Source organism: Dellaglioa sp. CoH-55-MRSF-9 (assembly GCF_056782155.1).
This window is the reverse complement of the sequence record NZ_JBXAYG010000004.1, coordinates 13,524-37,602: the sequence shown is the minus strand read 5'-3', so window position 1 is coordinate 37,602 and position 24,079 is coordinate 13,524. Positions and strand designations below refer to the sequence as shown.

The window sequence follows — 24,079 nt, the reverse complement described above, 5'->3', positions numbered from 1 at the left end:
TTTCATGATGTTATACTAAAGGTAATCATATAAAGGGGGAACCATTATGTCAATGCATAACAATTTGAAAAAATTACTCACAATCAAAGAAGAACCCATTGTATCAATCTTTATCAAAACATATCCAGGTATTAATTTTGCTGCGAAGAATCAGTTAAAACTAAAAACTAGTTTAAAAACTGCCAAAGAAGCTCATTCGGATGTACCTAAGAAAACTTGGGAACTAATTGAAACACAATTGGTTAATTTTATTAATGAAATTGCAGATAAAATCGGTCAATTCCCTAGTATCGCACTTTACTTAACACCTAACGATTACTTTAAATTTAATTTAAATCACGCTATTGAAGTAGATAAAGTTATTGTTGGTCCTGAAGCATACACTTTACCTTTATTAGCTCAACAAGCAACAAAATTATCAGGAACAATCCTAAGCTTACACCGTGATTCATTTGAATTACATCAATTCAAAGAAGGTGTCTTATTGAAACAAGAACTCCCAGAGGATGCTCCTATCGACATGGTATCAACTCTTGGTCCTGAAAGTACAGATACCACGACCACTCATGGCCCTACTGGCGCCCTCCATGGGTTAAATACTAAGGATGAAGAAAAAGCGATTGATAATAGAAATTACTACTTGGCAATTGAAAAATTCCTAGTTACCCATCCCGAATTAATTTATAAACGTCTTTTCCTTATTGGACTACCTAAAAATCAAAGCTTATTCCATGAATTAACAAAATTAAAATCAGTTAATTCAGAAATTACAATTAAAAAATCACCTAGTGCCCTAACAACTACAGAAATTGAAAAAGATTTGTTAGATCAAAATCAAATTTTAATCAATCAAACAATTGATCATTTATTGGATCGTGCTCGTTCACTTGATGAAGTTAATCCAAGCAAAACAAACCCAATCGATTTGTTTGCTCTATTAACGCAACATCGTGTTAATACTTTATTAATTAACGAAGACGCTGTATTCCCTGGTTTAATTAGTGATGGTCAAATTATCGATACTGAACCTGGAAAAACAACCAATAACTTATTAAATGATTTAGCTAACTTTACTTTACGTAATAGTGGTAACGTTTACGTTATTTCAGCTGACCACTTTAATTCAGGTCAATTCGTTTACGGTGTTTAGAAATTGAAAAAGAAGACTTCATTGTCTTCTTTTTTTGTGCCCATTTTTAAAATGTCATGCTATACTTAAAAAAGCAAATATATATTCCAGGAGACGATATTAATGAATAAAGTTTATTTAGCAGGTCCATTTTTTAGCGACAAACAACGTGAACGTGTTTCTCAAGTTGTTGCAGCATTAAAAGAGAACAAAACAATTGATAGTGACAATATTTACTTGCCCCAAGATAATCAAAGTAAACAATATGAACAATTCAGTCAACAATGGCAACGTGCAGTTTATTTAGCTGACACACGCCAAGTTCATCGCGCAGACGTTGTTGTTGCTATCTTAGACTACAAAGAAGACGAAGATAACGAACCTGACTCTGGTACTATGTTTGAAGTTGGTATGGCAGTAGAAGCTCATATTCCAGTTATCTTAGTTCAATTTGAAGCTGGTCGTGTTATCAATCTAATGTTATCTGAAAGTTTAACTGCTTTCTTTGATGAGAGTAAAAATGGCTTAAATGAACTTTCTGAATATAATTTCAACGTTTTGGAAGAAAAAATTACAGAGAACGAAGTATTATAATATGCTACCTTTAAGTATTACGGATAAACAATCGCAGCAAAAAGGACATTATCATTTTGATAATGTCCTTTTAATTTGTCTTAATTAATCATTTACCAAATATTAACGCGTTCATCGACTGCTTTATACATTGCATCACTTGCAACAATATCAAAGGCATCATAAAATTCTGCTAAATTTTGAACTTGAATATTAGCACGCAACTTAGCAGGGGCATGAACATCAATTGATAATAACAATTGCATATACTGTGTTGAAGCCTTCATTCGCCATACTTGTGCCCAATTAATGAAAAATGCTTCAAAATCAGTATCGTCTTCAGATTTAGCCGCTTCAAGTGCACAACTAAGCCCACCAGCATCAGCAATATTTTCAGAAACTGTTAAAGTCCCATTAACTTTTTGGCCTGCGAATTCAGTTCCGTCAAATTCAGTAATCATTTGTTGTGATAATTCTTTAAAATGGGTCAAATCGGCTTCACTCCACCAATTATTCAAATTACCATACTCATCAAATAGCGCACCATTATTATCAAAAGCATGTGAAATCTCGTGCGCAATAACTGCTCCAATACCACCATAGTTAGCACTACTACTCTGCTCTAAACTATAAAATGGTGCTTGTAAAATAGCCGCTGGAAAGACAATGATATTTTTAAAGGGATGATAATAAGCATTAACTGTTGCTGCACTCATCTCCCAAAGATCACGATCGACAGGTTTATCCCACTTACTAAACATATCTTCAGTGGCTAATTTATCAAAGGCCATTGCATTCTCTAGCAATGTTTTTTCCATATTAACGTGCATTTTTTGATAAAGCGGGTTAATTTTATCTGGATACCCAACTTGAATACCTAATTTACTTAATTTTAAAATTGCCTTATCACGTGTAGTACTTGTTAACCAATTATTAGTAGCCAATCTATTTTGATAAACATTAATCATCTTTTCAACCATCTGTTGAACGTCTGCTTTAGCATCTTCACCAAAGTATTTATATCCATAATATTCGCCCACAACCCCACTATAGGTTCCCATGGCTAGATAATAAGCAAACTTTTGTTGTTTTTTCGGTGCCTTGCTTCCAGATAATGCACGCCCGTATTCACCAGCAATAACACGTAAGTCATCTGATAAATATGAACTAAGACTCCCTACTGTTTTAACAATTAACCAACTTTTAAATTCTGTAAAATGAGTTGTATTCACGAGTTCATCAATAGATGATAAAAATTTAGGTTCAGTCACAATTATTTTTTCTGGTTCATTCCCATTTAAAAGATTTTTAACAATTGATTTTAAATCTAAATTACTACTTTGTGAACTAAATTCTGTGAAACTTTGTGGGTTGTACGCTTTACTATAATCAGCTGATTCTTCAGCACTCTTGACATTTGGCACTAAGTTACGATCAAAAGTTAGTGCCTCTGTAATAACATGATTTGCATTTTCTTCACTATAATCTAAAGCAACTAATAACTTAGTCATCATCGCCCTAAATGCTTTAAGTAAACCTTCAGCTTGTGAATTATCTCGTTCATAATACGTTTTATCTGGTAAAACCAAACTCGGAGCTGCCACAAATAAAGCATTAATTTTAGCATTTTTCATATCAGCATCAACATCAAACCCAAGTGGTGTTGGATAACCCGCACGAACAAAATCTGCCCATTTAGTATCGAAATCAGCTAAACTTGTTAAATTTTCTAAAGGTGCTAAAACTTTTTTCAATGGTAAGGTTCCTTCTGATTCACGTCGATCAAAATCAGCTGCTAAGGCATAATAGTTTAAAAATTCTTGCATTAATGGTGCTTTAACACTAGAATCAGCTGACATTTTTTCAAAATCAGCCATCAAAGTTTTATCAATTTCATCAGCTAAATCATTAAAACCACCCGTCGCAGGTTTATCATCAGGAATTTTGGCAGTTTTTAACCATTCACCATTTACTGCTTCGTATAAATCATCTTTAATTAATTGTTTATTTATAGTCATTATTTATCTCCTTTTTAGTTTTATATGTAGCTAGTATAAACGTTATTCTAGTGTTTTAATAATAATTTACTTGAAAAACAGACATTTTTTCAAAATATACCTTATATCTATCTTTTAAAGAGTCTACGATATCTATCTTTGGTACCATTTTTCGTACCCTAACAAAAAAACAAAAGCCATAAGACTTTTGTTTTTGGTGCTATCCAGATTCATTATTGATCAACCGTCACAGAATGATTAATAAGAAAGAAGGATTATTACATTGGCTATCCTAACTTCTCAAACCTCTACCTTTATTAATAAGATACCAACAAATCCAGTAAAGAACACCAATAAACAGAATAAGAATTATCATTGATAAAGCAAGTGATACATCAGTCTTACCTAAAAAACCATATCTAAATCCTGAAATCATATAAACAATTGGATTAATCTTAGAGATGGCCTGCCAAACTGGTGGTAACATTGAAATAGAATAGAAAACACCACCAAGATAAGTTAATGGCTGTAAAACAAACGTAGGTACAATTGACACATCATCAAATGACTGTGCAAAAATACCATTAATTAATCCTGCTAATGAAAATAAAATGGCTGTCATCAAAAGTGTGATAATAATAATGACCCACGAAAAAACATGAAGAGGTACAAAAAATAATGAAATAATAGTGACAAGTGCCCCAACTAAAACACTTCTTCCAAGTCCTCCAATAACAAATCCCCATATAATAATATGCGTTGGTACTGGTGCAACTAGTAATTCTTCAATATTTTTCTGAAATTTCTGAGAAAAAAATGACGAAGATACATTAGCATACGAACTAGTGATCACCGACATCATAATTAACCCTGGTACAATGAATTCCATATATGAAAATCCACCCATTGCACCAATTCGGCCACCAATCATTTTACCAAATATAATAAAATACAATGATGTTGTAATCACTGGTGGTACTAATGTCTGTACCCAAATTCTCAAATAACGATTAGTTTCTTTTATTGCGAGACTTTTTAATGCAGTAAAATATTGATTAAACATGTTTCTCCCCCACTTGGTGCTTTTCTTCCGTAATTTTCAAGAATAACTCTTCTAATCGATTCGATTTATTTCGCATAGAAAGAACTTTTATCCCTTGTTCATCAAATTGTTTAAAGATCCCATTAACACCTTGATTTCGTTCAACTTCGATAGAAATTGTTTGCGCGTCTTCAAAGGAATTTTTATACCCTATAATTTCTGGCTTTTTATCATACACATCTAAATCGAAAATAAACGTTTCAAATTGTAATTTTGATAATAAAGTTTTCATGCTCGTATTTTCAATCAACTCACCTGATTGAATAATACCGATATGACGACAAAGTGTTTCTGCTTCTTCTAAATAATGAGTCGTCAAGATAATCGTTGTGCCATTCTCATTCAATTCCTTTAAAAAAGACCACATTTCACGTCTCAACTCAATATCTACACCCGCAGTTGGTTCGTCTAAAATGAGCAACCGAGGTTCATGCATTAATGCCCTGGCAATCATCAATCTTCGTTTCATCCCACCAGAAAGCATTCGTGCACGTACATTACGTTTTTCCCATAAATCTGACTGTTTTAAATATTTTTCACTGCGCTCCATTGCTTCTTTATGAGGAACACCATAGTAACCAGCCTGATTAACAACAATTTGTTGAACCGTTTCAAAAGGATTAAAGTTAAATTCCTGTGGGACAAGTCCAATTTGTTGTTTGGCTTGTACCAAATTGGTATCAATATCGTAATCAAAAACCTTCACTGTTCCCGCTGTTTTATTCACAAGAGATGTAATAATACCAATTGTCGTTGATTTTCCCGCACCATTAGGCCCTAAAAGTGCATAAAAATCCCCTTCTTCTACAGCCAGATCAATACCACGTAACGCTTTAACACCCGTTGCATATTCTTTTTTTAAGCCTTTTATTTCCAGTGCATATATCATTTAATTATTATCCCCTTATTTACTTTTTAGGAAAAGTAACATCATTCTAAACTATTTTACCCCACACTGCCTTCCATCTGATACTCAATCAGACGATTCAATTCAACAGCGTATTCCATCGGTAATTCTTTGGTGAACGGTTCAACAAATCCCATTACAATCATCTCTGTTGCTTTTGCTTCAGAAATTCCGCGACTCATTAAGTAATATAATTGTTCTTCAGAAATTTTAGAAACTTTAGCTTCATGTTCCATAGAAACATTGCCATTTAAAATTTCATTAAATGGAATCGTATCACTCGCTGATTTATCATCCATGATGATTGTATCGCATTCGACATGTGCAAACGAACCATCACTATGTCTACCAAATTTTAAATAACCTCGATAATCAACTCGTCCACCATCTTTACATAACGATTTAGAAACAATCGAAGAAGTCGTATTTTTAGCATTGTGAATCATTTTTGCCCCAGTATCTTGAACGATATTCCCACCAGCAAACGCAATCGACAACATTGTGCCATGTGCGCCTTGACCATCTAAATAAATACTTGGATATTTCATTGTAACTTTTGATCCAAGGTTACCATCAACCCACTCCATCGTCGCATTTTCTAAGGCTCTAGCACGTTTTGTCTCTAAGCTATACACATTATCTGACCAATTTTGAATCGTTGTATACCGACAATAGGCATCTTTCATGACGTTCACTTCAACGACTGCCGCATGCAAACTGTCTGCCGAATAATTAGGTGCTGTACAACCTTCAACGTAATTAACACTTGCGCCTTCATCAACAATGATTAATGTTCGTTCAAATTGTCCTGTATTCTCCGCATTAATTCTGAAATAACTTTGAATAGGCACCTCGGTCTTCACACCTTTAGGTACATAGATAAAAGTACCACCAGACCAAACAGCCGAATTTAAAGCTGAAAATTTATTATTAGAGGCAGGAACCAATTTGCCAAAATACTGTTTAACCAATTCAGGATATTCTTGGACGGCAGCATCTGTACTCATAAAAATAATTCCTAATTTTTCAAAATCTTCACGCATATGATGGTAAACAACTTCTGATTCATATTGTGCAGAAGAGCCAGCTAAGTATTTACGTTCAGCTTCTGGAACACCAAGTCGGTCAAAGGTTTCTTTAATCTTATCTGGGACATCTTCCCAGTCTCTAGCAACATTATCACTAGCACGTTGAAAATAGCGCATATTAGCTAAATCTAACTTAGACAAATCAGGACCAAAACTTGGCATTGGCATCTTTTCATATAAGGCAAAGGCACGAAGTCGATAATCCAACATCCACTCTGGTTCATTTTTTGCTGCCGAAATTTCTCGAACAATCGCTTCGGTTAAGCCACGCCCAGTTGAATAAACAGGCTCAATATCATCTTTAAAGCCATATTCATACTCACCACCAACATCTAGTTCTTTCATATCTTACCTCCTCTCTAATTTTCTAAATTAATAGCTTGATAAACTGCCTTCCAAGCTAATGTGGCACACTTAATCCGAGCTGGAAACTGAGCGACACCTTCTAAAATAGCAGCATCACCTAAAAGATTTTCATCAATCGTTTCACCTGTTACCATTCTTGAAAATGTTGTCACCATTTCTTCTATTTCATTTTTTGCTTTACCAATAATTTCATCAGTCATCATACTTGCAGATGCCTGGCTAATCGTACAACCCGTCCCAGAAAAGGCAACATCTTGAACCTTGTTGTCACTCATGATAAGTTCAACTTTTAAAACATCCCCACAGGTTGGATTTCTGAGTTCAATTGATTTCTGACCCTTTACTAGTGAGCCATGATGATGCGGATGTGTGGCATGTTCCAAAATAACTTGGCGATATAAATTATCTAATTTAGATAGTCCCATTTTTAAAGAACTCCTTTGTAGCGATTAACGCGTCAATAAATTTTTGATTTTCTTCTAAAGTATTGTAAAAATATAAACTAATACGAACAGTTGACGATACACCCATGCACTTCATTAATGGCTGTGCACAATGATGACCCGCGCGAACCGCAATTCCTTGCATATCAAGAGCTGTCGCAACGTCATGCGGATGTAGTCCCTCCAAATTAAATGAAATAACGCCTGATCGTTTTTTACTTTCAGTTGGCCCATAGACAGTAATGCCAGAAATGGCTTTTAATTTAGGTAATAAATCAGTGATGAGCATCTGTTCATGTGCTTGTATATTAACCATTCCAACTTCATTTAAATAGTGAATAGTAGCACCTAATGAAATGACCCCTTCAATATTAGGTGTCCCCGCTTCAAATTTCCAAGGAATATCTTTAAAGGTTGATTGTTGCTCTTCAACAAAATCAATCATCTCACCACCAAATTCTAGTGGCTGCATCTCGTTCAAATAATTACTTTTTCCATATAAAACGCCAATACCAGTTGCAGCCCCCATTTTATGACCTGAAAAAGCAAAAAAATCAACATCTAACTCCTGAACATTAATCGGCATATAAGGTATTGATTGCGCCCCATCACAAATAACAACCGCACCGACTGTATGTGCCATGTCCGTTAATTCTTTGATGGGGTTTATACTCCCCAAAACATTTGAAATTTGAGTTAGCGATACAATTTTAGTTTTAGCTGTCATTTTTAATTTCGCATCATTAATGTCTAATTGTCCATCATCTGTTATGTCGATGTAAACTAATTTAGCACCAGTTGCTTGTGCGACTTGTTGCCAAGGAACAAGGTTACTATGGTGTTCCATAATAGATATTAAAATCTCATCCCCTGGTTTCAATCGATTCTGTGCAAAACCCTGAGCAACCCAGTTTAAACTTTCGGTTGTCCCTTTTGTAAATAAGATTTCAGCTGAATATTTTGCATGAATAAAATCAGCAACAGCTTGTCGTACATCTTCAAATTGCTGTGTTGTACGCTCGGCTAAAGTATGCACACCACGATGTACATTGGCATTATCATTTTCATAATAATGTGAAATGGCATTAATAACTGCTTGTGGTTTCTGAACAGTTGCAGCATTGTCAAAATAAATTAACGGTTCATCATTCACAATTTGCTTTAAAATAGGAAAATCATTGCGATACTTTTTCAAATTTTTGACCATTAATGAGTTTCCCCTCTATTGTTTCGATTAATCGTTCACGAACATCAACTGCCGGAATTGCCGTTAAAACAGGTCCTAAGAATCCACGAATAACAAGTCTTTCTGCTTCTTCTTTGTGTAATCCACGACTCATCAGATAGTACAATTGTTCCTGATTCACGCGTCCAACACTAGCTGCATGTCCAGCTTGAACATCATTTTCATCAATTAATAAAATAGGATTAGCGTCTCCACGTGCTTTTGTGGATAACATTAGCACACGGCTTTCTTGTTGAGCATTCGCACCCTTTGCACCTTTAATAATATGGCCAATTCCATTAAATATTAATGTAGAACGCGATAAAATTACACCGTGTTGCAGAATTTGACCAATTGAATGTTTACCATAATTCGTCACCCGTGTATCAATCCCTTGAATCTGATTTCCTGTTGAAATCGCAACAACTTTAACATCTGCGTGAGAACCTGCACCAATTAAATCAGAATCGAAATCGCCAATTATATTGCCATTATTAAGTAATCCAATTGACCAATCTATTTTTGCATTGCCTAATAAATAACCCCGACGGTTAATATATGCTGTTGTATGTTCCCCTAATTGATCAACTCCAGCAAATTTAACATGACTGTTAGCTTTAGCAATCACTTCCACAATAATATTTGCGGTTGTGATCTGATCACCGACTGTTGAACGATTTTCTAGATATGAAAACTGACTATTTTCTGCTGCGACAATTAAAACATGCTGTACATAGTCCTGATTGTCCCGTGCATCCTGCGTTAAATAAGTTGTAATTGGGTTGTCTAATACAACATTTTTAGGTACATAAATAAACAAACCACCGGTTAATTGTGCTAAATGCGTTGCGGTCAACAAATCACTATCCCATTTAACTGCCTTAGTCATAAAATATTTCTTAATTAAATCTGCATGTTCCACTAACGCGGTTGACCAGTCGCAAATAATAACATGATTTTCTTTTAATTCCTCAGATATATTTAAACTAATCGTTCGAGATCCAACTTGAATAAACGTATTTTCATCCGATTTTTTTGAAACAAATTCCCCTGATTCTTTAACCAGTGTTTCAGGTATAATGGGCCATTTTTGGTATCTAATTTTTTCAAATGAAGGAAGCGCTAGTAATGTTTTTTTTACAAAGGCATCTCTTCTTAATTGTTGAAACCACTCAGGTTCTTGTTTTAAATTTGAAAAATCAATTATACTTTGTTCTAAGAGCTTCAAATCAATCATTTTCCGGCCCTCCACTAAAGGTTCTCGTCTGTTAAAGTAATGTCTAGCCCTAATTCATCACGCAAACCAGCATAGCCTTCTTCTTCCAGTTTTTCTGCAAGTTCGGCGCCACCCGTTTTAACAACCCGTCCATCCATCATAACGTGCACCACATCAGGCACAATATAGTTCAGCAAACGTTGGTAATGCGTAATCATAAGTGTTCCAAATTCCGCATTTTTCAACATTTCATTTACGCCTCTCGAAACAACTTTCAATGCATCAATGTCTAGACCTGAATCAATTTCATCTAAAATAGCAAATTTTGGTTCAATCATCATCAGTTGTAAAATTTCATTACGTTTCTTTTCGCCACCTGAAAAACCTTCATTTAAATAACGATCAGCCATTTCCTCAGTCATATCTAAAGTTGTCATCGTTTTATCTAATTTCTTTAAATATTCTCGAATTGGGATTTGTTTATCTTCCGGTCGACGTGCGTTGATTGCTGCACGCATAAATTCAGCATTTGTTACACCAGGAATTTCTGAAGGATATTGCATTGCTAAAAATAATCCTGCTCGAGCTCGCTCATCAACAGGTAGTTCTAAAATGTTTACACCATTCAGCAATACTTCGCCTTCTGTCACTTTATACGCAGGATTCCCCATAATGGCCTCAGATAAAGTTGATTTACCTGTTCCATTTGGACCCATGATTGCGTGTACTTCTCCAGTCGACATTTTTAAATTAACACCTTTTAAAATTTCTTTATCTTCAATTTCTACATGTAAATTTTTAACCTCAAGTGTCGACATTTTAGCATTCCTCCGATTCATTAATATATTCCATTCTATCTTAATAAATTATCCATTTCAATGGAGCCTCGAGACTCGCAATCTTTATTTAATTAAGTTAAACTAATAAAAAGTAAATTTTGAGGAGGTTCATTTATGAAACCTATTATCGGTATTGTTGGAAATCCTAATCGAAATCCAATTACAGGCATGCACATTAACGAAATTACTTATACACCTCAAGGCTATATTGATGCCATTATTGAAGTTGGCGGTTTACCACTAATCATTCCTACTGATTTAGCAAACGCATCTAGTTATCTTGATTTGGTAGATGGTTTACTATTAGCAGGTGGTCAAGATGTTTCACCAATCTTATACGGCCAAGAACCTCATCCAAAATTAGAAGAATTAAATCCCCCACGTGACGAAATGGAGCTCGCTTTAATCAAGGAAGCTATTTCTCGAAAAATACCAATACTTGGTATTTGCCGTGGACTACAAATACTTAACGTCTTTTTTGGTGGAACACTCTATCAAGATTTAAGTGACTATTCAAATTGGCAAGTTAAGCATTTACAAGATCCAACATTACCAGAATACGCCACACATTCTGTATCGATTAAAGCAAATAATTATTTATCAGATACTTATGGTTCAACGCTTCGTGTCAATACGTACCATCACCAAGCCATTAACCGTTTAGGTGATTCATTAACGGCCATTGCGACAAGTTCAGATGGCCTAATTGAAGGTATCAGTAGTAATGACGGTCTCATTTTAGGTGTTCAATGGCATCCCGAAATGTCTTATATAAGAGAACCATCAGATTTAGCTATTTTCAAATGGCTAATTAATAAAATTGCAAAATAAAGAGAATTGAATTAGTCATGTCGACTAATTCAATTCTCTTTATTTTGCAGGAATAACGGCACCTTTATACTTATTCAAAATCCATTCGCGTGTCTTTTTAGATTGTAGTGCTTTAACTAACTTTTTAATCGCAGGATTATCTTTATTTTTTGGTGCGACAGCAACTAAATTCGCATATGATGATGTACTACGTTCTAATGCAATAGCTTGTTTCGTTGGATTTAATCCAGCTTCAACCGCATAATTTGCATTAATAATGATGGCTGAGCCTTCATTATTTTCATATAAATCAGACATCAATTTTGGCTCATACGTATGCTTAAAAACTAAATTTAATTTATTTGTTTTGATATCAGCAAAATTTGCAGTTGCCACGTCTGTCCCTTTTTTCAGGGTTATTAATCCAGCATCTTTAAAAATAGTTAAAACACGACCATAATCTGAAATACTGTTAGATACTAAAACCGTACTTCCTTTCTTCAAATCAGTTAACTTTTTAACTTGTTTAGAATAGACACCGATTGGTTCAAGATGAACATTTCCAACACTTATTAAATCACCATTATTCTGTTTGTCCCAATTATCTAAAAATGGTTTATGTTGAAAATAATTAGCATCTAAATCACCAGATTCAGTCGCTTTATTAGGCATCACATAATCCTGAAAAACTTTAACTTTTAAATCGATACCTTCTTTTGCCAACATTGGTTTTACATGATCTAGAATTTCTGCATGGGGCATATTACTAGCACCAATTGTCAAAGTAGTCATTCCATTTGATTGTTTCCCGCATCCAGCTAATAAAAGAGTCAAAAATAGAAATGAAAAAATGAACTTTTTGTTTATTCTCATGAGGTTACCCCTTAATTATTTCGTTTATCGATTAATTTAGCTGAATGATCACCAATAAGTTGAAAAATGGCAACAATAATGATGATTGTGACCGTTGCAACTAGTGTAACAGTATTATTATTAGCACCATAACCTTCAATGAAAGCCCAATTTCCTAGCCCACCGGCACCAATCGTACCAGCCATTGCCGTGTACCCAATAATTGTAATTCCAGTAACTGTCGCCCCTGAAATAAGAGCTGGTAAACTTTCTCGTAATAGTACTTTCCAAATGATTTGTGCCTTGTTAGCACCCATTGCTTCAGCTGCTTCAATCACACCATAATCAATCTCACGAAAAGCAAGTTCCACCATTCGTGCATAAAATGGAGCCGCCGAGAGGATTAGAGCTGGCAATGCTGCAATCGGTCCAATAATAGAACCAACTAAAGCCTTAGTAAAAGGCAATAATAAGACAATTAAAATAATAAACGGAATTGAACGAAAAATGTTAACCATGGCTGAAACAATCCAATTAATTATTTTTACCCAGATACTTATTTTACCGGTCGTTTTTTGTTTTGTTTCAAATAAAATAAGACCTAAGATAATACCCAAAATTGTAACGGCTATTGTAGATATTAATGTCATACTGATTGTTTCCCAAGTATTTGACCAGAATTCATCCCAGTTAACAGCATTAAAGTTAAAATATGACGCCCAAGTATTAGTCCCCATAATGCAATACCTCCGTTTCTACTTTCATTTTTTGCAAGAATGGAACGGTTTGATCTAAACTTATTTTTGGACCAGTTAATTGAATATATAATGTTCCAATTGGGCCACCTTGAGTTTGATGAATGGAACCCTCAACGATATTAAAATCAACTTCTGGAATTTGTCTTAACATTTCAGAGATAATTGGCATTTGCGTCTGCGTACTGTGAAAGGTTAATTGAACAATCAACCCTTGTGGATAAGCTTCAATTAATTCATTTACAGCAAGTTCAGTATCATGTAGAGCTGGTGTGACCTCCTGATTAACGAATCGTTTTGTGACGTCTTGTTTCGGACGCTTAAAGACGTCTAAGACAAGTCCACTCTCCACTAATTTTCCAGATTCCATTACAGCAACGTGATCACATATCTTACGAACCACATGCATTTCATGAGTGATTAATACAATTGTTAATTTCAATTTATGATTAATTTGAAGTAATAAATCTAATATTTCATCTGTTGTTTGTGGATCTAGCGCACTTGTTGCTTCATCACAAATCAAAATTTCAGGATCATTCGCTAAAGCCCTAGCAATCCCAACTCGTTGCTTTTGTCCACCAGATAACTCAGAAGGATATGCATTTTCTTTACCTTTTAACCCAACTAATGTTGTTAATTCTTCAGCTTTGGACAACCGCTCAGTTTTACTTATTCCAGCAAGTTCAAGTGGAAACATGATGTTTTCCACAACCGTTCGTGACCAGAGTAAATTAAAATGTTGAAAAATCATGCCAATTTTTTGACGTTGCTTTCTCAATGTTCTACCCGATAAAGATGCGATTTTAGCGCCATTAACGTCAACTTCACCCGAAGTTGGTGTCTCTAATCCATTCAGCATTCTAATTAATGTACTTTTACCAGCACCTGAATATCCTACAATACCTAAGATGCTACCATCTTCCACCGAAAGATTCACATCAGAAACAGCGCTAACCTTACCACTTTTCGTGATAAACTCTTTTGATACATTTTTAAACTCAATCATGTTAATACCTCCTAATTTTTCTGCAAAAAAATAACCTCCCATCCCCCGTTTAATAAACGGAAGGACGAGAAGTTATAAACTTCACGTGTTACCACCTTGTTTTATTGTTACCTCACGATAACAATCTCATCAGGTACGGGTTTTAATATAACCGATACCTTTCCGCTGTATTGGGCGTACCCAAGGTAGATTAACATTGCTCATCTACCAAACGTTCCAAGACCATATTCAATTCCGTAATTTTGATCCCTTTTCAGCTACCAGGATTCTCTTAACTAATTACTAAAATTTACTCATCTTTTCAAAACGTCTTATCTGTATTTCTTATTGTAGTTGATTATAGCTAGATTAAAATTTAATGTCAACAGTTTTATTTATTTAACCATGTCTCTGTAAAAACATCTTCACTGAATCCGGTCGTTAATTTTGTTCCATCAGTTAATACCGGACGTTTCATTAACATCCCATCTGATGCTAAAATTTGACTTGATTGCTGAATTGTCATCGTTGGTCGTTTATCTTTTAGATTTAATTCACGATACTTATTTCCTTGTGTATTAAAAAAAGATATTGCTGGAAGACCAGACTCATTCAACCATTTTTCGATTAGACTCGCCTTTGGTGTTTCTTGGATAAGATCTATTATATGGTATTCAACCTCATTTTCGTCTAACCATTGTTTTGCTTTTCTACAAGTTGAACATTTAGGATACCAATAAAAATCAATCATCATCAAAACCTCCTAGTTTTAAAAAACAGTGATTCCATAATAGAATCACTGCCTTATCTTTTTATCAAAATCTTCGTCTTCGCTACTGAACATGTAACTCTTATGATGGTATCGCATTGACATAATTAAGCCAATTCCAATCATATTTCCTACTAAAGCAGACCCACCTTGACTGACAAATGGTAATGGAATACCTGTTAAAGGTAGTAACCCAATACTCATCCCAATGTTTTCAAAAACATGGAATAAAATCATCATAATGACCCCAGTAGATAAGTAAGCATAAAATTCATTCTTCGTATCAAAGGTTGCACGAACCATTCGATAAATGAGTAAGAAATAAATAAAGATTAAAATACAACCACCAATAAACCCAAAGTTTTCGCCGATAACAGAAAAAATCATATCAGATTCACGGACGGGAACATAAACATTTGACACGTTAAATCCCTTACCAGTCATTTGTCCTGATCCAATGGCTTTCATACTTTGCCATAATTGATATCCTGTTCCGGATGTATCTTTTGATGGATCTAACCAGTTATCAATTCGGTCAAATTGGTAGGCAGAAAAGCCAACTTTTTCTAGAATTGATCGACCAGTTGTTGAAATAACCATATATAATGCCGTTCCACCTACAACAGCCACCGTTCCAAATGCCGGTCCAATAATCTTCCAAGTGATACCTGAAACTAAAATGACACCACCTAAAATAGCAAAGAAAACGAGCATTGTTCCAAAATCATTTTGCAGTTTTAATAAAATAACTACTGGTAACGTCCATGCTATCATTTTGGCTAATAAAATAATATCTGTCCCAATTTTATGAGTTGGATAATCATTGTTATGTATCGTAACCACACGCGCCAACATTAATATAAATGCTGGCTTCATAACTTCTGATGGTTGGAACGTTAACGAACCAACTAATGGTATCCAACTTTTAGCACCTGTGTTTATATATAAAGGTCGACTATATACGACTAAAACAATCATCAATAAAAACAGGCCAATAAAATACCCTATCGGTGCGACTCGCCATAATTGTTCTGAGTCAAATTGCATAATAACGACAATTGCAATGACACCAATAGCGTACCACATTAACTGTGAAACCATTTGGCTAACAATTGAGGTCGCACTAGTATCATGGGATGCTGATACGTAAATTGAGGCAAGCCCAATAATTGCCAAGACTAAAACGGCAAAAATAATACCATAATCAATTCTTGACTCACTATCGACCTCATCTTTTCTACTACTCATAGAATTCCCCTCCACACTATGTCACTTATTTCGTTAAATTTTTGAATAGGCTAAAATTTAATAATTGACTAATTAACCGCGATGTAAGTGAAAATCGCGCAATAAAGTATCAATACCTTCATCACGAGTTTTAGCTTTGAATATCTCACCGTTACTTAATGTTGCAACAAATTTTGTATCTTGTTGAATGACTGTACCAATTTCAATACCGCCAACGGTTAATGAAACTGCATCCTCACCATTAATTTTAATATCATTTTCTGCTACTTCAATCTCTTTTTCTTTTTTAGACATGCTTTTCTTCTCCTTTAGGGTTCTTATTTCTTCGTACGGTAAAGTAATCAGGTACGGGATCGTATCCGCCTCTGACAAAAGGATGGCATCGTAAAATCCTACCGATACCCATAATAATACCTTTTGCACCGTGTTTTTGAATTGCCTTAATCATATAGTTTGAACATGTTGGATAGTACCGGCAACTAGGTGGAAACATCGGTGAAATAAATTTTTGATAAAACTTGATTGGTGCAAGCATTAAGTTTTGCATAAATAAATGACACCTCCTATATGAAAAGGTCCATCAACAGATTGCCCCGTTAATAGACCTCCCTTAATAACCAGTATCACAGTTGTTATCTACCTTGTTTTTCAATATGATCTAACAAGAATCCAGTTCCTTTTGCGACATCATCCAATGGTGTTTCTGACACCATAACAGGAATATCTAAGTTCGATGACATTAATAAATCAACACCATCTAATAATGCACCGCCACCTGTTAAAATAATCCCAGTATCAATAATATCTGATGCTAATTCTGGTGGTGTTTGTTCAAGAACTTCTTTAGTTGCTGCAACGATTGCTTGCATTGTATCATGAGTTGCTTCTTCAATCTCAGCAGAGCTAAGCACAACTGTCTTTGGTAAACCAGTAACAACATCTCGTCCACGAATTTCCATTTCTAATGCACGATTGTCTGGGTAAACTGTCCCAATTTCAATTTTAGCTTTTTCAGCTGTACGTTCACCGATTTGAAGGTTATGTTTTTGCTTAACAAAATTGATAACATCACTATTCAATTGATCACCAGCAACACGTAATGAACGGCTTGCTACAATATCGCCTAATGAAATAACGGCAACATCACTTGTACCACCACCAATATCAATCACTAAACTACCACGGGGTTGATAAATATCCAACCCAGCACCAATAGCTGCAACTTTAGGTTCTTCAGCAAGATAAACCTTGCCACCACCAGCTTTTTCAGCAGCTTGAATAATTGCTTTTTGTTCAATTGATGTGATATTTGTTGGGCAACAAATCAAAATACTTGGTTTTGATAAAAAGCCGCTCACATTTAATTTTTTAATAAAGTAAGTTAACATTTGTTCTGTAATATCAAAATCAGCAATGACACCATTTTTCATAGGTCTGATAGCTCTAATACTACCAGGTGTTCTACCAACCATTTTATATGCTTCTGATCCAACTGCTAATACACGACCTGATTTTGTGTCAATTGCAACAACAGATGGTTCATTTAAGACGATTCCTTTATTTTGTACGTTAATTAATACATTTGCGGTTCCTAAATCAATACCAATATCTTTAGCCATTATGCTTCTCCTCTCGGCACTTAAAACTTACACTAATGTAAGCATTATACCATATACCTATACAATAAAAAAATGTCCAAAATGGACATTTCTTCTATTTTACTTCATTTTCTGTCTTAATAATTATATCTTGTGTATCATCATTGATACGTTTAATTTCAGCACCCAAAGCTTCTAACTTTTGATGGAAATGATAGTAGCCTCGATCAAGATATTCAAGATGTGTAACTTGTGTATAACCACGAGCTACTAATCCTGCTAGCACAAGTGCTGCAGCAGCTCTTAAGTCTGTAGCAGCAACTTCTGCACCATTGAAGTCAGTTGGACCATACATGACAACTGAGTTGCCTTCAATCTTAAATTTTGCATTCATACGTCGTAATTCTTCAAGATGCATAAAACGATTTTCGAATACCGTCTCTGTTAAAATACTTGTACCATCTGCCATTAATTGAAGGACAGTCATTTGAGGCTGCATATCAGTTGGGTACCCTGGATGAGGCAATGTTTTAACTGTAGTTGGTTTAATTTTTTCTGTTCCAATTACTCGGATACCATTGTCTTCTTGGATAACGTCAATGCCCATTTCTTCTAATTTAGAAATTAATGGTTTATTGTGTTCCGCAATAGCCTCTTCGATTAAAACATTACCTTGAGTCATTGCTGCAGCAACCATGAATGTCCCTGCTTCAATCCGATCTTGGACAACTGCATGATCAGCGCCATGTAATGCCTTAACACCATGAATGCGAATTGTTTCGGTACCAGCACCTTGTACTTTAGCACCCATTTTATTTAAAATATTAGCTAAATCAACAATTTCTGGTTCTCTTGCAACATTTTCAATCACAGTTGTACCAGTAGCTAATGTTGCAGCCATCATAATATTCTGAGTTGCACCTACACTTGGAAAATCAAGATAAATGTTGGCACCCTTTAATTCATCTACAGTTGCTTCTATATAACCATCGAATTGTTCAATATGCGCACCCATTGCTTCAAAACCTTTTAAATGCAAATCAATTGGGCGAGAACCTATTGCACACCCACCAGGCATTGCAATCTTCGCATGTTTAAGTCGTGCCAAAAGTGGTCCCATTACAACAATAGAAGCACGCATTTTTGAAACATATTCAAATGGTGCTTCTGGTGATAATTCTTTAGTCGCACTCATTTTAACTTCATTAGTTTCTTCATTAAAGTCAACGTCTAAATTTAAAAAACGTAGTACGTTATTCATTGTAAAGACATCTGACAAAACTGGTACATTTGACAGTGTATTTTCACCACTACTTGCTAAAATTCCGGCTGCTAGAATTGGCAATACTGCATTCTTTGCGCCTTCTATATGCACTGTTCCATTGAGTGAGTTTCCACCCTTGACGATTATTTTTTCCACAAGTTATTCCCCCGTTATTATTTAACTAAAAAAACTAAATTACGAACATTATCAATAAAATTTAAGAAAAAGGCACTGCTTGTATATCCTAATAAAATAGCCAATAAGACAATTAAAACTTTGATTCTTTGTTGGCTACTTTGTGGGAAAAACCTGTCTATTCGTAACCCTTGAATTGCCCAAAAAGCAATTCCAATAAACATTAGATGACTCATTAAAGTAACTAGCGATTGGATTCCCACAGTATTCATCAAAACACTCCTAAAATTTATTCGTCATAAGCATAGCATATTTTGTACCACTTGTCGCTAATATTTGTAACAAAAATGAAATATTTAATATGTATATACAAAAAAAGGTACTGAATAAATCCAGCACCCACTTTTGTATTAATGTTTAGAGATATTAATTCGATTGATTGCACGTCTAAGTGCAATTTCAGATCTTTTAAGTTCATCAACATTATGTGTTTGTTTTGCAGTAGAAATCATCTGCTCAGCTCTTTTTTTAGCAGCCTGTGCACGATTTTCATCAATATCTTCTTGGCATTCTGCTGCATTTGCAACAACCGTTGCGACATTTTTTGAAAATTCAATGAATCCACCACTTACGGCAATTTCATCTTCTTCATTATCATTTACCTTAACCCTGACAGCATCAATATCAAGAGAAGCAATAACTGGAATATGATTGGGTAAAATACCCATTTCCCCGCTGGGTGTTTTAACAATAATCATTTTAGCATTATTGTCATAAACACTACCATCAGGAGTGACGATACTAACGGTCAAAACTGAATCTTCAGCCATCTGTTATTACCCCCTATTTTGCCATTTTATTTGCTGCTTCAATAACATCTTCGATTGGGCCGACACCATTGAAAGCATCTTCAGGAAGTGAATCATATTTACCATCAAGAATATCTTTAAATCCTTGAACTGTTTCAGCAATTGGTACATATGATCCAGGTTTTCCTGTGAATTGTTCGGCAACATTAAAGTTTTGTGAAAGGAAGAATTGGATGCGACGCGCACGTGCTACAATTACTTTTTCATCATCAGATAATTCATCCATACCTAAAATAGAAATAATATCTTGTAATTCACGATAACGTTGTAACGTATGTTGAACTTCCGTAGCAACACGATAATGTTCTTCTCCAACAATTTCAGGTGTCAAAGCACTTGAAGTTGAAGCCAAAGGATCAACAGCTGGGTAAATACCTTGTTGCGTTAAGCTACGTTCCAAGTTAGTTGTTGCATCCAAATGGGCGAACGTCGTTGCAGGAGCAGGATCAGTATAATCATCAGCTGGAACATAAACTGCTTGAATTGATGTAACTGAACCTTTTTTAGTTGACGTGATACGTTCTTGCAATTGACCCATTTCAGTAGCTAATGTTGGTTGATAACCTACGGCTGAAGGAATACGGCCTAATAAGGCTGAAACTTCAGAACCAGCTTGTGTAAAGCGGAAAATATTATCAATAAACAATAGCACATCTTGTCCTTTTTCATCACGGAAATATTCCGCAATTGTAAGACCAGTCAATGCAACACGCATACGGGCACCAGGCGGCTCGTTCATCTGACCAAACACCATGGCTGTCTTCTCTAACACGCCGGATTCTTTCATTTCAAAGTAAAGGTCATTACCTTCACGAGTACGTTCACCAACACCGGTAAACACTGAAATACCATTATGTTCTTGAGCAATATTATGAATTAATTCTTGAATTAAAACAGTTTTACCAACACCGGCACCACCGAATAATCCAATTTTACCACCTTTAATATAAGGGGCTAACAAGTCAATAACTTTAATTCCTGTTTCAAGAACCTCAGTACTTGCACTTAATTCATCATATTTAGGAGCATCTTTATGGATGCTACTGCGCTCTGCATCTTTATTAAATTCAGGACCACCATCAATGGTATCTCCTAAAACGTTAAACACTCGACCAAGAGTATCTTCACCAACAGGGACAGAAATTGAAGCACCTGTGTCTTCAACAACTGTTCCACGTTGCAAGCCATCCGTAGAATCCATGGCGATTGTTCTCATAACTCCGTCACCTAATTCAAGCGTAACTTCGATAATTAGAGCAGTTCCATCTTCACGTGTAACTTTTAACGCATTATTGATATCTGGTAAGGTTTCGTTTAAAGAGAATTGTACATCGACGACGGGCCCGATAACTTGAACAACTTTACCGAGACTCATCTTCTGTATTTCCTCCTGTCATTTTACTCTAAAGCAGCTGTTGCACCAGTAATTTCTGTAATTTCTGTTGTAATAGCACTTTGACGTGCACGATTATACTTTAATTCTAATGATGCAATAATATCTTTAGCATTATCTGTCGCAGATTTCATTGCTGTAGAACTTGAAGCATGTTCAGCTGTTTTAGCATCTAAAATCGCACCATATACTAAGCTTTCAGCAAACTGAGGTAGAACAACTTCAAGAATTGCGTCTCCTGAAGGTTCCATATCATAATCTTCATTCCCCATCACATTAGACGTTTCAATACCTTCTGCATCTGTATCCATATTCACTTCTGAAATAGGAAGCATTTGTTCAGAATGAAAGTCCGATTGTAAACTATTAACGAAATGATTATAACAAACAAATAATTCATCATAAACTTCACTGTTATACATTGTTACTACTGATTTAACGATTTCACGAACCTCAATAAACGTTGGAATATCACTTACACCACGGTATTCGTAGGCAACCTCATATCCTCTATTTTTAAAGAAGTCAGCACCAGTACCACCAACAGCAATAATAACAGCATTATCTACAGTATGGCCATTTTGCTTCATCAAATCTAATGTTTGTTTAATTACGTTACTATTGTAACTACCAACTAAACCACGATCAGAAGTAATAATTAAATAACCACTTTTTTTAACAGGTCTCTTTTGTAACATATCAAAACCTGAAAATTTTGAACTATCATTCTCAGATGATTGCTTTGATTTTCCAGCTTTAGCATCTAAAAGGTGAGATTGGGCAAGATGGGTAATGACACTTCTAATTTTAGAAGCATATATCTGATAACTTTGAGTATGACGCTGAATTTGGCTTAACTTAGCAGTCGAAACAACTTGCATTGCGCCAGTTATTTGTCCCGTTTTCTTAGTTGAAACGATTCGACGCTTTACTTCCATTAATGAAGCACCCATTAATTCTCACCATCTTTCATTTACTTTTAGTTTACGCTTTTTCAGGAGTTACTTGGAAACCTTCTGAAAAGTCTTTGATTGCAGCATCAAATTTATCTTCGTCAGGTAAATTACCTGTTTCTTTGATGTGATTTAAAAGATCACTATGATTATTATCAAAGAAATCAAAAATTTCACCTTCAAAACGAAGAATATCATCAACAGGAACTGAATCCAAGAATCCATGTGTTAATGCATATAAAATTAAAACTTGTTTTTCAACAACTAATGGCTTGTGTAATGGTTGTTTAAGTACTTCAACCGTACGATGTCCACGATTTAATTTAGCTTGTGTTGCGGCATCTAAATCAGAACCAAATTGAGAAAATGATTCTAATTCTCGGAATGATGCAAGAGCCAAACGAAGGCTTCCGGCAACTTTCTTCATTGCTTTAATTTGAGCTGACCCACCAACACGAGAAACTGATGTACCAGCATCAATAGCTGGACGAGTACCTGAATAGAATAAATCACTATCCAAGAAAATTTGACCATCAGTAATCGAAATTACGTTAGTAGGAATATATGCAGAAACATCACCAGCCTGTGTTTCGATAAATGGAAGAGCAGTCATTGAACCACCACCCAATTCATCACTTAACTTAGCTGCACGTTCAAGTAAACGTGAATGTAAGTAGAAAACATCACCAGGATAAGCTTCACGACCCGGCGGACGTCTCAAAATTAATGACAGTTCACGGTAAGCCGTTGCTTGTTTTGATAAATCATCAAATACAATCAAGACATGTTTACCGTTATACATGAATTCTTCACCCATTGCTGAACCAGTATATGGAGCTAACCATAATAATGGTGCGGGAGAAGCAGGACCAGCACTAACGACAATTGTGTAGTCCATTGCGCCTAATCGACGTAACGTTTCCACTTGTGCGCTAACAGTTGATTCTTTTTGTCCAATAGCAACATAGATACAAATCATGTCTTGATCTTTTTGATTTAAAATCGTATCAATAGCAACTGATGTTTTACCAGTCTTACGATCACCAATAATCAATTCACGTTGTCCACGGCCAATTGGAACTAAAGCATCAATAGCTTTAAGTCCAGTTTGTAAAGGTTGATCAACTGACTTACGATCCATAACTCCTGGAGCCTTTTTTTCGACTGGACGAGTTTTGTTTGTCTTAAGATCACCTTTACCATCGATGGGTTGGCCTAAAGGATTAACAACACGTCCGATAAGTTCTTCACCAACAGGAACTTCCATGATTCTACCCGTACGTTTGACAACGTCGCCTTCACGGATACCTTCATAGCCACCTAAAATAACGATACCAACATCGTTTGTTTCTAGATTTTGAGCCATACCATAAGTACCGTCAGAAAATTCTAACAATTCTCCTGATAAAGCGTTATCCAAACCGTGTGCACGAGCAATACCATCACCAACATAAGTAACGGTACCTACTTCATCAACGATAAGTTCGTCTTTATATTGTTCCAATTGTTCTTTAATTAAAGCACTGATTTCTTCAGCTTTAATGCTCATACAAGGTTCAC

At 35.3% G+C, this 24,079-nt stretch carries 25 protein-coding genes; 3 read left to right on the top strand and 22 right to left on the bottom strand.

The genetic code is table 11. The annotated features are described in order from the left end of the window. Nucleotides 1–46 precede the first annotated feature (46 nt). Complete coding sequence (locus AC1RPV_RS05370) at nt 47–1,150, top strand: baeRF6 domain-containing protein (protein ID WP_481761654.1); 1,104 nt, start codon at nt 47–49, stop codon at nt 1,148–1,150. A gap of 102 nt (nt 1,151–1,252) precedes the next feature. Continuing rightward, nucleotides 1,253–1,723, top strand: coding sequence for a nucleoside 2-deoxyribosyltransferase (locus AC1RPV_RS05365; protein ID WP_481761653.1), 471 nt, complete (start codon nt 1,253–1,255; stop codon nt 1,721–1,723). Between the two features lie 92 nt (nt 1,724–1,815). Here the strand turns inward: AC1RPV_RS05365 and AC1RPV_RS05360 are convergent, their stop codons facing one another. From AC1RPV_RS05360 to sufC, 8 genes are all read right to left on the bottom strand, one after another. After that, nucleotides 1,816–3,720 carry a M13 family metallopeptidase gene (locus AC1RPV_RS05360; protein WP_481761652.1) on the bottom strand — a complete coding sequence of 635 codons (1,905 nt, stop codon included), beginning with the start codon at nt 3,718–3,720 and terminating at the stop codon, nt 1,816–1,818. 271 nt (nt 3,721–3,991) lie between these two features. Further along, complete coding sequence (locus AC1RPV_RS05355) at nt 3,992–4,762, bottom strand: ABC transporter permease (RefSeq protein ID WP_481761651.1); 771 nt, start codon at nt 4,760–4,762, stop codon at nt 3,992–3,994. After that, nucleotides 4,755–5,690 carry an ABC transporter ATP-binding protein gene (locus AC1RPV_RS05350; protein WP_481761650.1) on the bottom strand — a complete coding sequence of 312 codons (936 nt, stop codon included), beginning with the start codon at nt 5,688–5,690 and terminating at the stop codon, nt 4,755–4,757. Before AC1RPV_RS05350 ends, AC1RPV_RS05355 begins: the two co-directional genes overlap by 8 nt. Nucleotides 5,691–5,746: 56 nt before the next feature. Further along, a complete protein-coding gene (gene sufB / locus AC1RPV_RS05345; RefSeq protein WP_481761649.1) occupies nt 5,747–7,141 on the bottom strand; it encodes a Fe-S cluster assembly protein SufB in 1,395 nt (464 codons plus the stop codon). A gap of 14 nt (nt 7,142–7,155) precedes the next feature. Further along, nucleotides 7,156–7,587, bottom strand: coding sequence for a Fe-S cluster assembly sulfur transfer protein SufU (gene sufU, locus AC1RPV_RS05340; protein ID WP_481761648.1), 432 nt, complete (start codon nt 7,585–7,587; stop codon nt 7,156–7,158). Continuing rightward, nucleotides 7,574–8,812: an aminotransferase class V-fold PLP-dependent enzyme gene (locus AC1RPV_RS05335; protein WP_481761647.1), complete on the bottom strand. Its 1,239-nt coding sequence runs from the start codon at nt 8,810–8,812 to the stop codon at nt 7,574–7,576. Before AC1RPV_RS05335 ends, sufU begins: the two co-directional genes overlap by 14 nt. Continuing rightward, on the bottom strand, nt 8,781–10,067 hold the full coding sequence (sufD, locus tag AC1RPV_RS05330; protein ID WP_481761646.1) for a Fe-S cluster assembly protein SufD: 1,287 nt from the start codon (nt 10,065–10,067) through the stop codon (nt 8,781–8,783). The genes AC1RPV_RS05335 and sufD overlap by 32 nt, the downstream gene beginning before the upstream one ends. A 14-nt stretch (nt 10,068–10,081) precedes the next feature. After that, complete coding sequence (gene sufC, locus AC1RPV_RS05325) at nt 10,082–10,864, bottom strand: Fe-S cluster assembly ATPase SufC (RefSeq protein ID WP_481761645.1); 783 nt, start codon at nt 10,862–10,864, stop codon at nt 10,082–10,084. A gap of 135 nt (nt 10,865–10,999) precedes the next feature. On the opposite strand from sufC, the gene AC1RPV_RS05320 reads away from it, so the two are divergent. After that, nucleotides 11,000–11,716, top strand: a complete 717-nt coding sequence (locus AC1RPV_RS05320; protein WP_481761644.1) for a gamma-glutamyl-gamma-aminobutyrate hydrolase family protein — start codon at nt 11,000–11,002, stop codon at nt 11,714–11,716. 39 nt (nt 11,717–11,755) lie between these two features. Here the strand turns inward: AC1RPV_RS05320 and AC1RPV_RS05315 are convergent, their stop codons facing one another. The 14 genes from AC1RPV_RS05315 to atpA form a co-directional block, all read right to left on the bottom strand. Continuing rightward, a complete protein-coding gene (locus AC1RPV_RS05315) occupies nt 11,756–12,562 on the bottom strand; it encodes a MetQ/NlpA family ABC transporter substrate-binding protein (protein ID WP_481761722.1) in 807 nt (268 codons plus the stop codon). A gap of 17 nt (nt 12,563–12,579) precedes the next feature. Then, the gene (locus AC1RPV_RS05310) at nt 12,580–13,284 is read right to left on the bottom strand and encodes a methionine ABC transporter permease (RefSeq protein WP_409022317.1); all 705 of its coding nucleotides are present in this window, start codon (nt 13,282–13,284) and stop codon (nt 12,580–12,582) included. After that, the gene (locus tag AC1RPV_RS05305; protein WP_481761643.1) at nt 13,274–14,311 is read right to left on the bottom strand and encodes a methionine ABC transporter ATP-binding protein; all 1,038 of its coding nucleotides are present in this window, start codon (nt 14,309–14,311) and stop codon (nt 13,274–13,276) included. Before AC1RPV_RS05305 ends, AC1RPV_RS05310 begins: the two co-directional genes overlap by 11 nt. A 370-nt stretch (nt 14,312–14,681) precedes the next feature. After that, a complete protein-coding gene (locus AC1RPV_RS05300) occupies nt 14,682–15,041 on the bottom strand; it encodes an arsenate reductase family protein (protein WP_481761721.1) in 360 nt (119 codons plus the stop codon). 45 nt (nt 15,042–15,086) lie between these two features. After that, nucleotides 15,087–16,307, bottom strand: a complete 1,221-nt coding sequence (locus AC1RPV_RS05295) for an FtsW/RodA/SpoVE family cell cycle protein (RefSeq protein ID WP_481761642.1) — start codon at nt 16,305–16,307, stop codon at nt 15,087–15,089. Between the two features lie 72 nt (nt 16,308–16,379). After that, nucleotides 16,380–16,601, bottom strand: a complete 222-nt coding sequence (locus AC1RPV_RS05290) for a DUF2969 domain-containing protein (protein ID WP_409022314.1) — start codon at nt 16,599–16,601, stop codon at nt 16,380–16,382. Beyond that, the gene (gene yidD / locus AC1RPV_RS05285) at nt 16,594–16,854 is read right to left on the bottom strand and encodes a membrane protein insertion efficiency factor YidD (RefSeq protein ID WP_409022313.1); all 261 of its coding nucleotides are present in this window, start codon (nt 16,852–16,854) and stop codon (nt 16,594–16,596) included. Before yidD ends, AC1RPV_RS05290 begins: the two co-directional genes overlap by 8 nt. Before the next feature lie 85 nt (nt 16,855–16,939). Then, nucleotides 16,940–17,926, bottom strand: a complete 987-nt coding sequence (gene mreB / locus AC1RPV_RS05280) for a rod shape-determining protein (RefSeq protein WP_409022312.1) — start codon at nt 17,924–17,926, stop codon at nt 16,940–16,942. A 94-nt stretch (nt 17,927–18,020) separates the two neighbouring features. After that, complete coding sequence (gene murA, locus AC1RPV_RS05275) at nt 18,021–19,325, bottom strand: UDP-N-acetylglucosamine 1-carboxyvinyltransferase (RefSeq protein ID WP_481761641.1); 1,305 nt, start codon at nt 19,323–19,325, stop codon at nt 18,021–18,023. A 17-nt stretch (nt 19,326–19,342) separates the two neighbouring features. Next, a complete protein-coding gene (locus AC1RPV_RS05270) occupies nt 19,343–19,576 on the bottom strand; it encodes a DUF1146 family protein (RefSeq protein ID WP_409022310.1) in 234 nt (77 codons plus the stop codon). A gap of 138 nt (nt 19,577–19,714) precedes the next feature. After that, nucleotides 19,715–20,134, bottom strand: a complete 420-nt coding sequence (locus AC1RPV_RS05265) for a F0F1 ATP synthase subunit epsilon (protein WP_481761640.1) — start codon at nt 20,132–20,134, stop codon at nt 19,715–19,717. 13 nt (nt 20,135–20,147) lie between these two features. Continuing rightward, complete coding sequence (atpD, locus tag AC1RPV_RS05260) at nt 20,148–21,548, bottom strand: F0F1 ATP synthase subunit beta (protein WP_409022308.1); 1,401 nt, start codon at nt 21,546–21,548, stop codon at nt 20,148–20,150. Nucleotides 21,549–21,571: 23 nt separating this feature from the next. Further along, on the bottom strand, nt 21,572–22,519 hold the full coding sequence (locus tag AC1RPV_RS05255) for a F0F1 ATP synthase subunit gamma (protein ID WP_481761639.1): 948 nt from the start codon (nt 22,517–22,519) through the stop codon (nt 21,572–21,574). Nucleotides 22,520–22,550: 31 nt separating this feature from the next. Then, on the bottom strand, nt 22,551–24,068 hold the full coding sequence (gene atpA, locus AC1RPV_RS05250) for a F0F1 ATP synthase subunit alpha (RefSeq protein ID WP_481761638.1): 1,518 nt from the start codon (nt 24,066–24,068) through the stop codon (nt 22,551–22,553). Nucleotides 24,069–24,079: the final 11 nt, after the last annotated feature.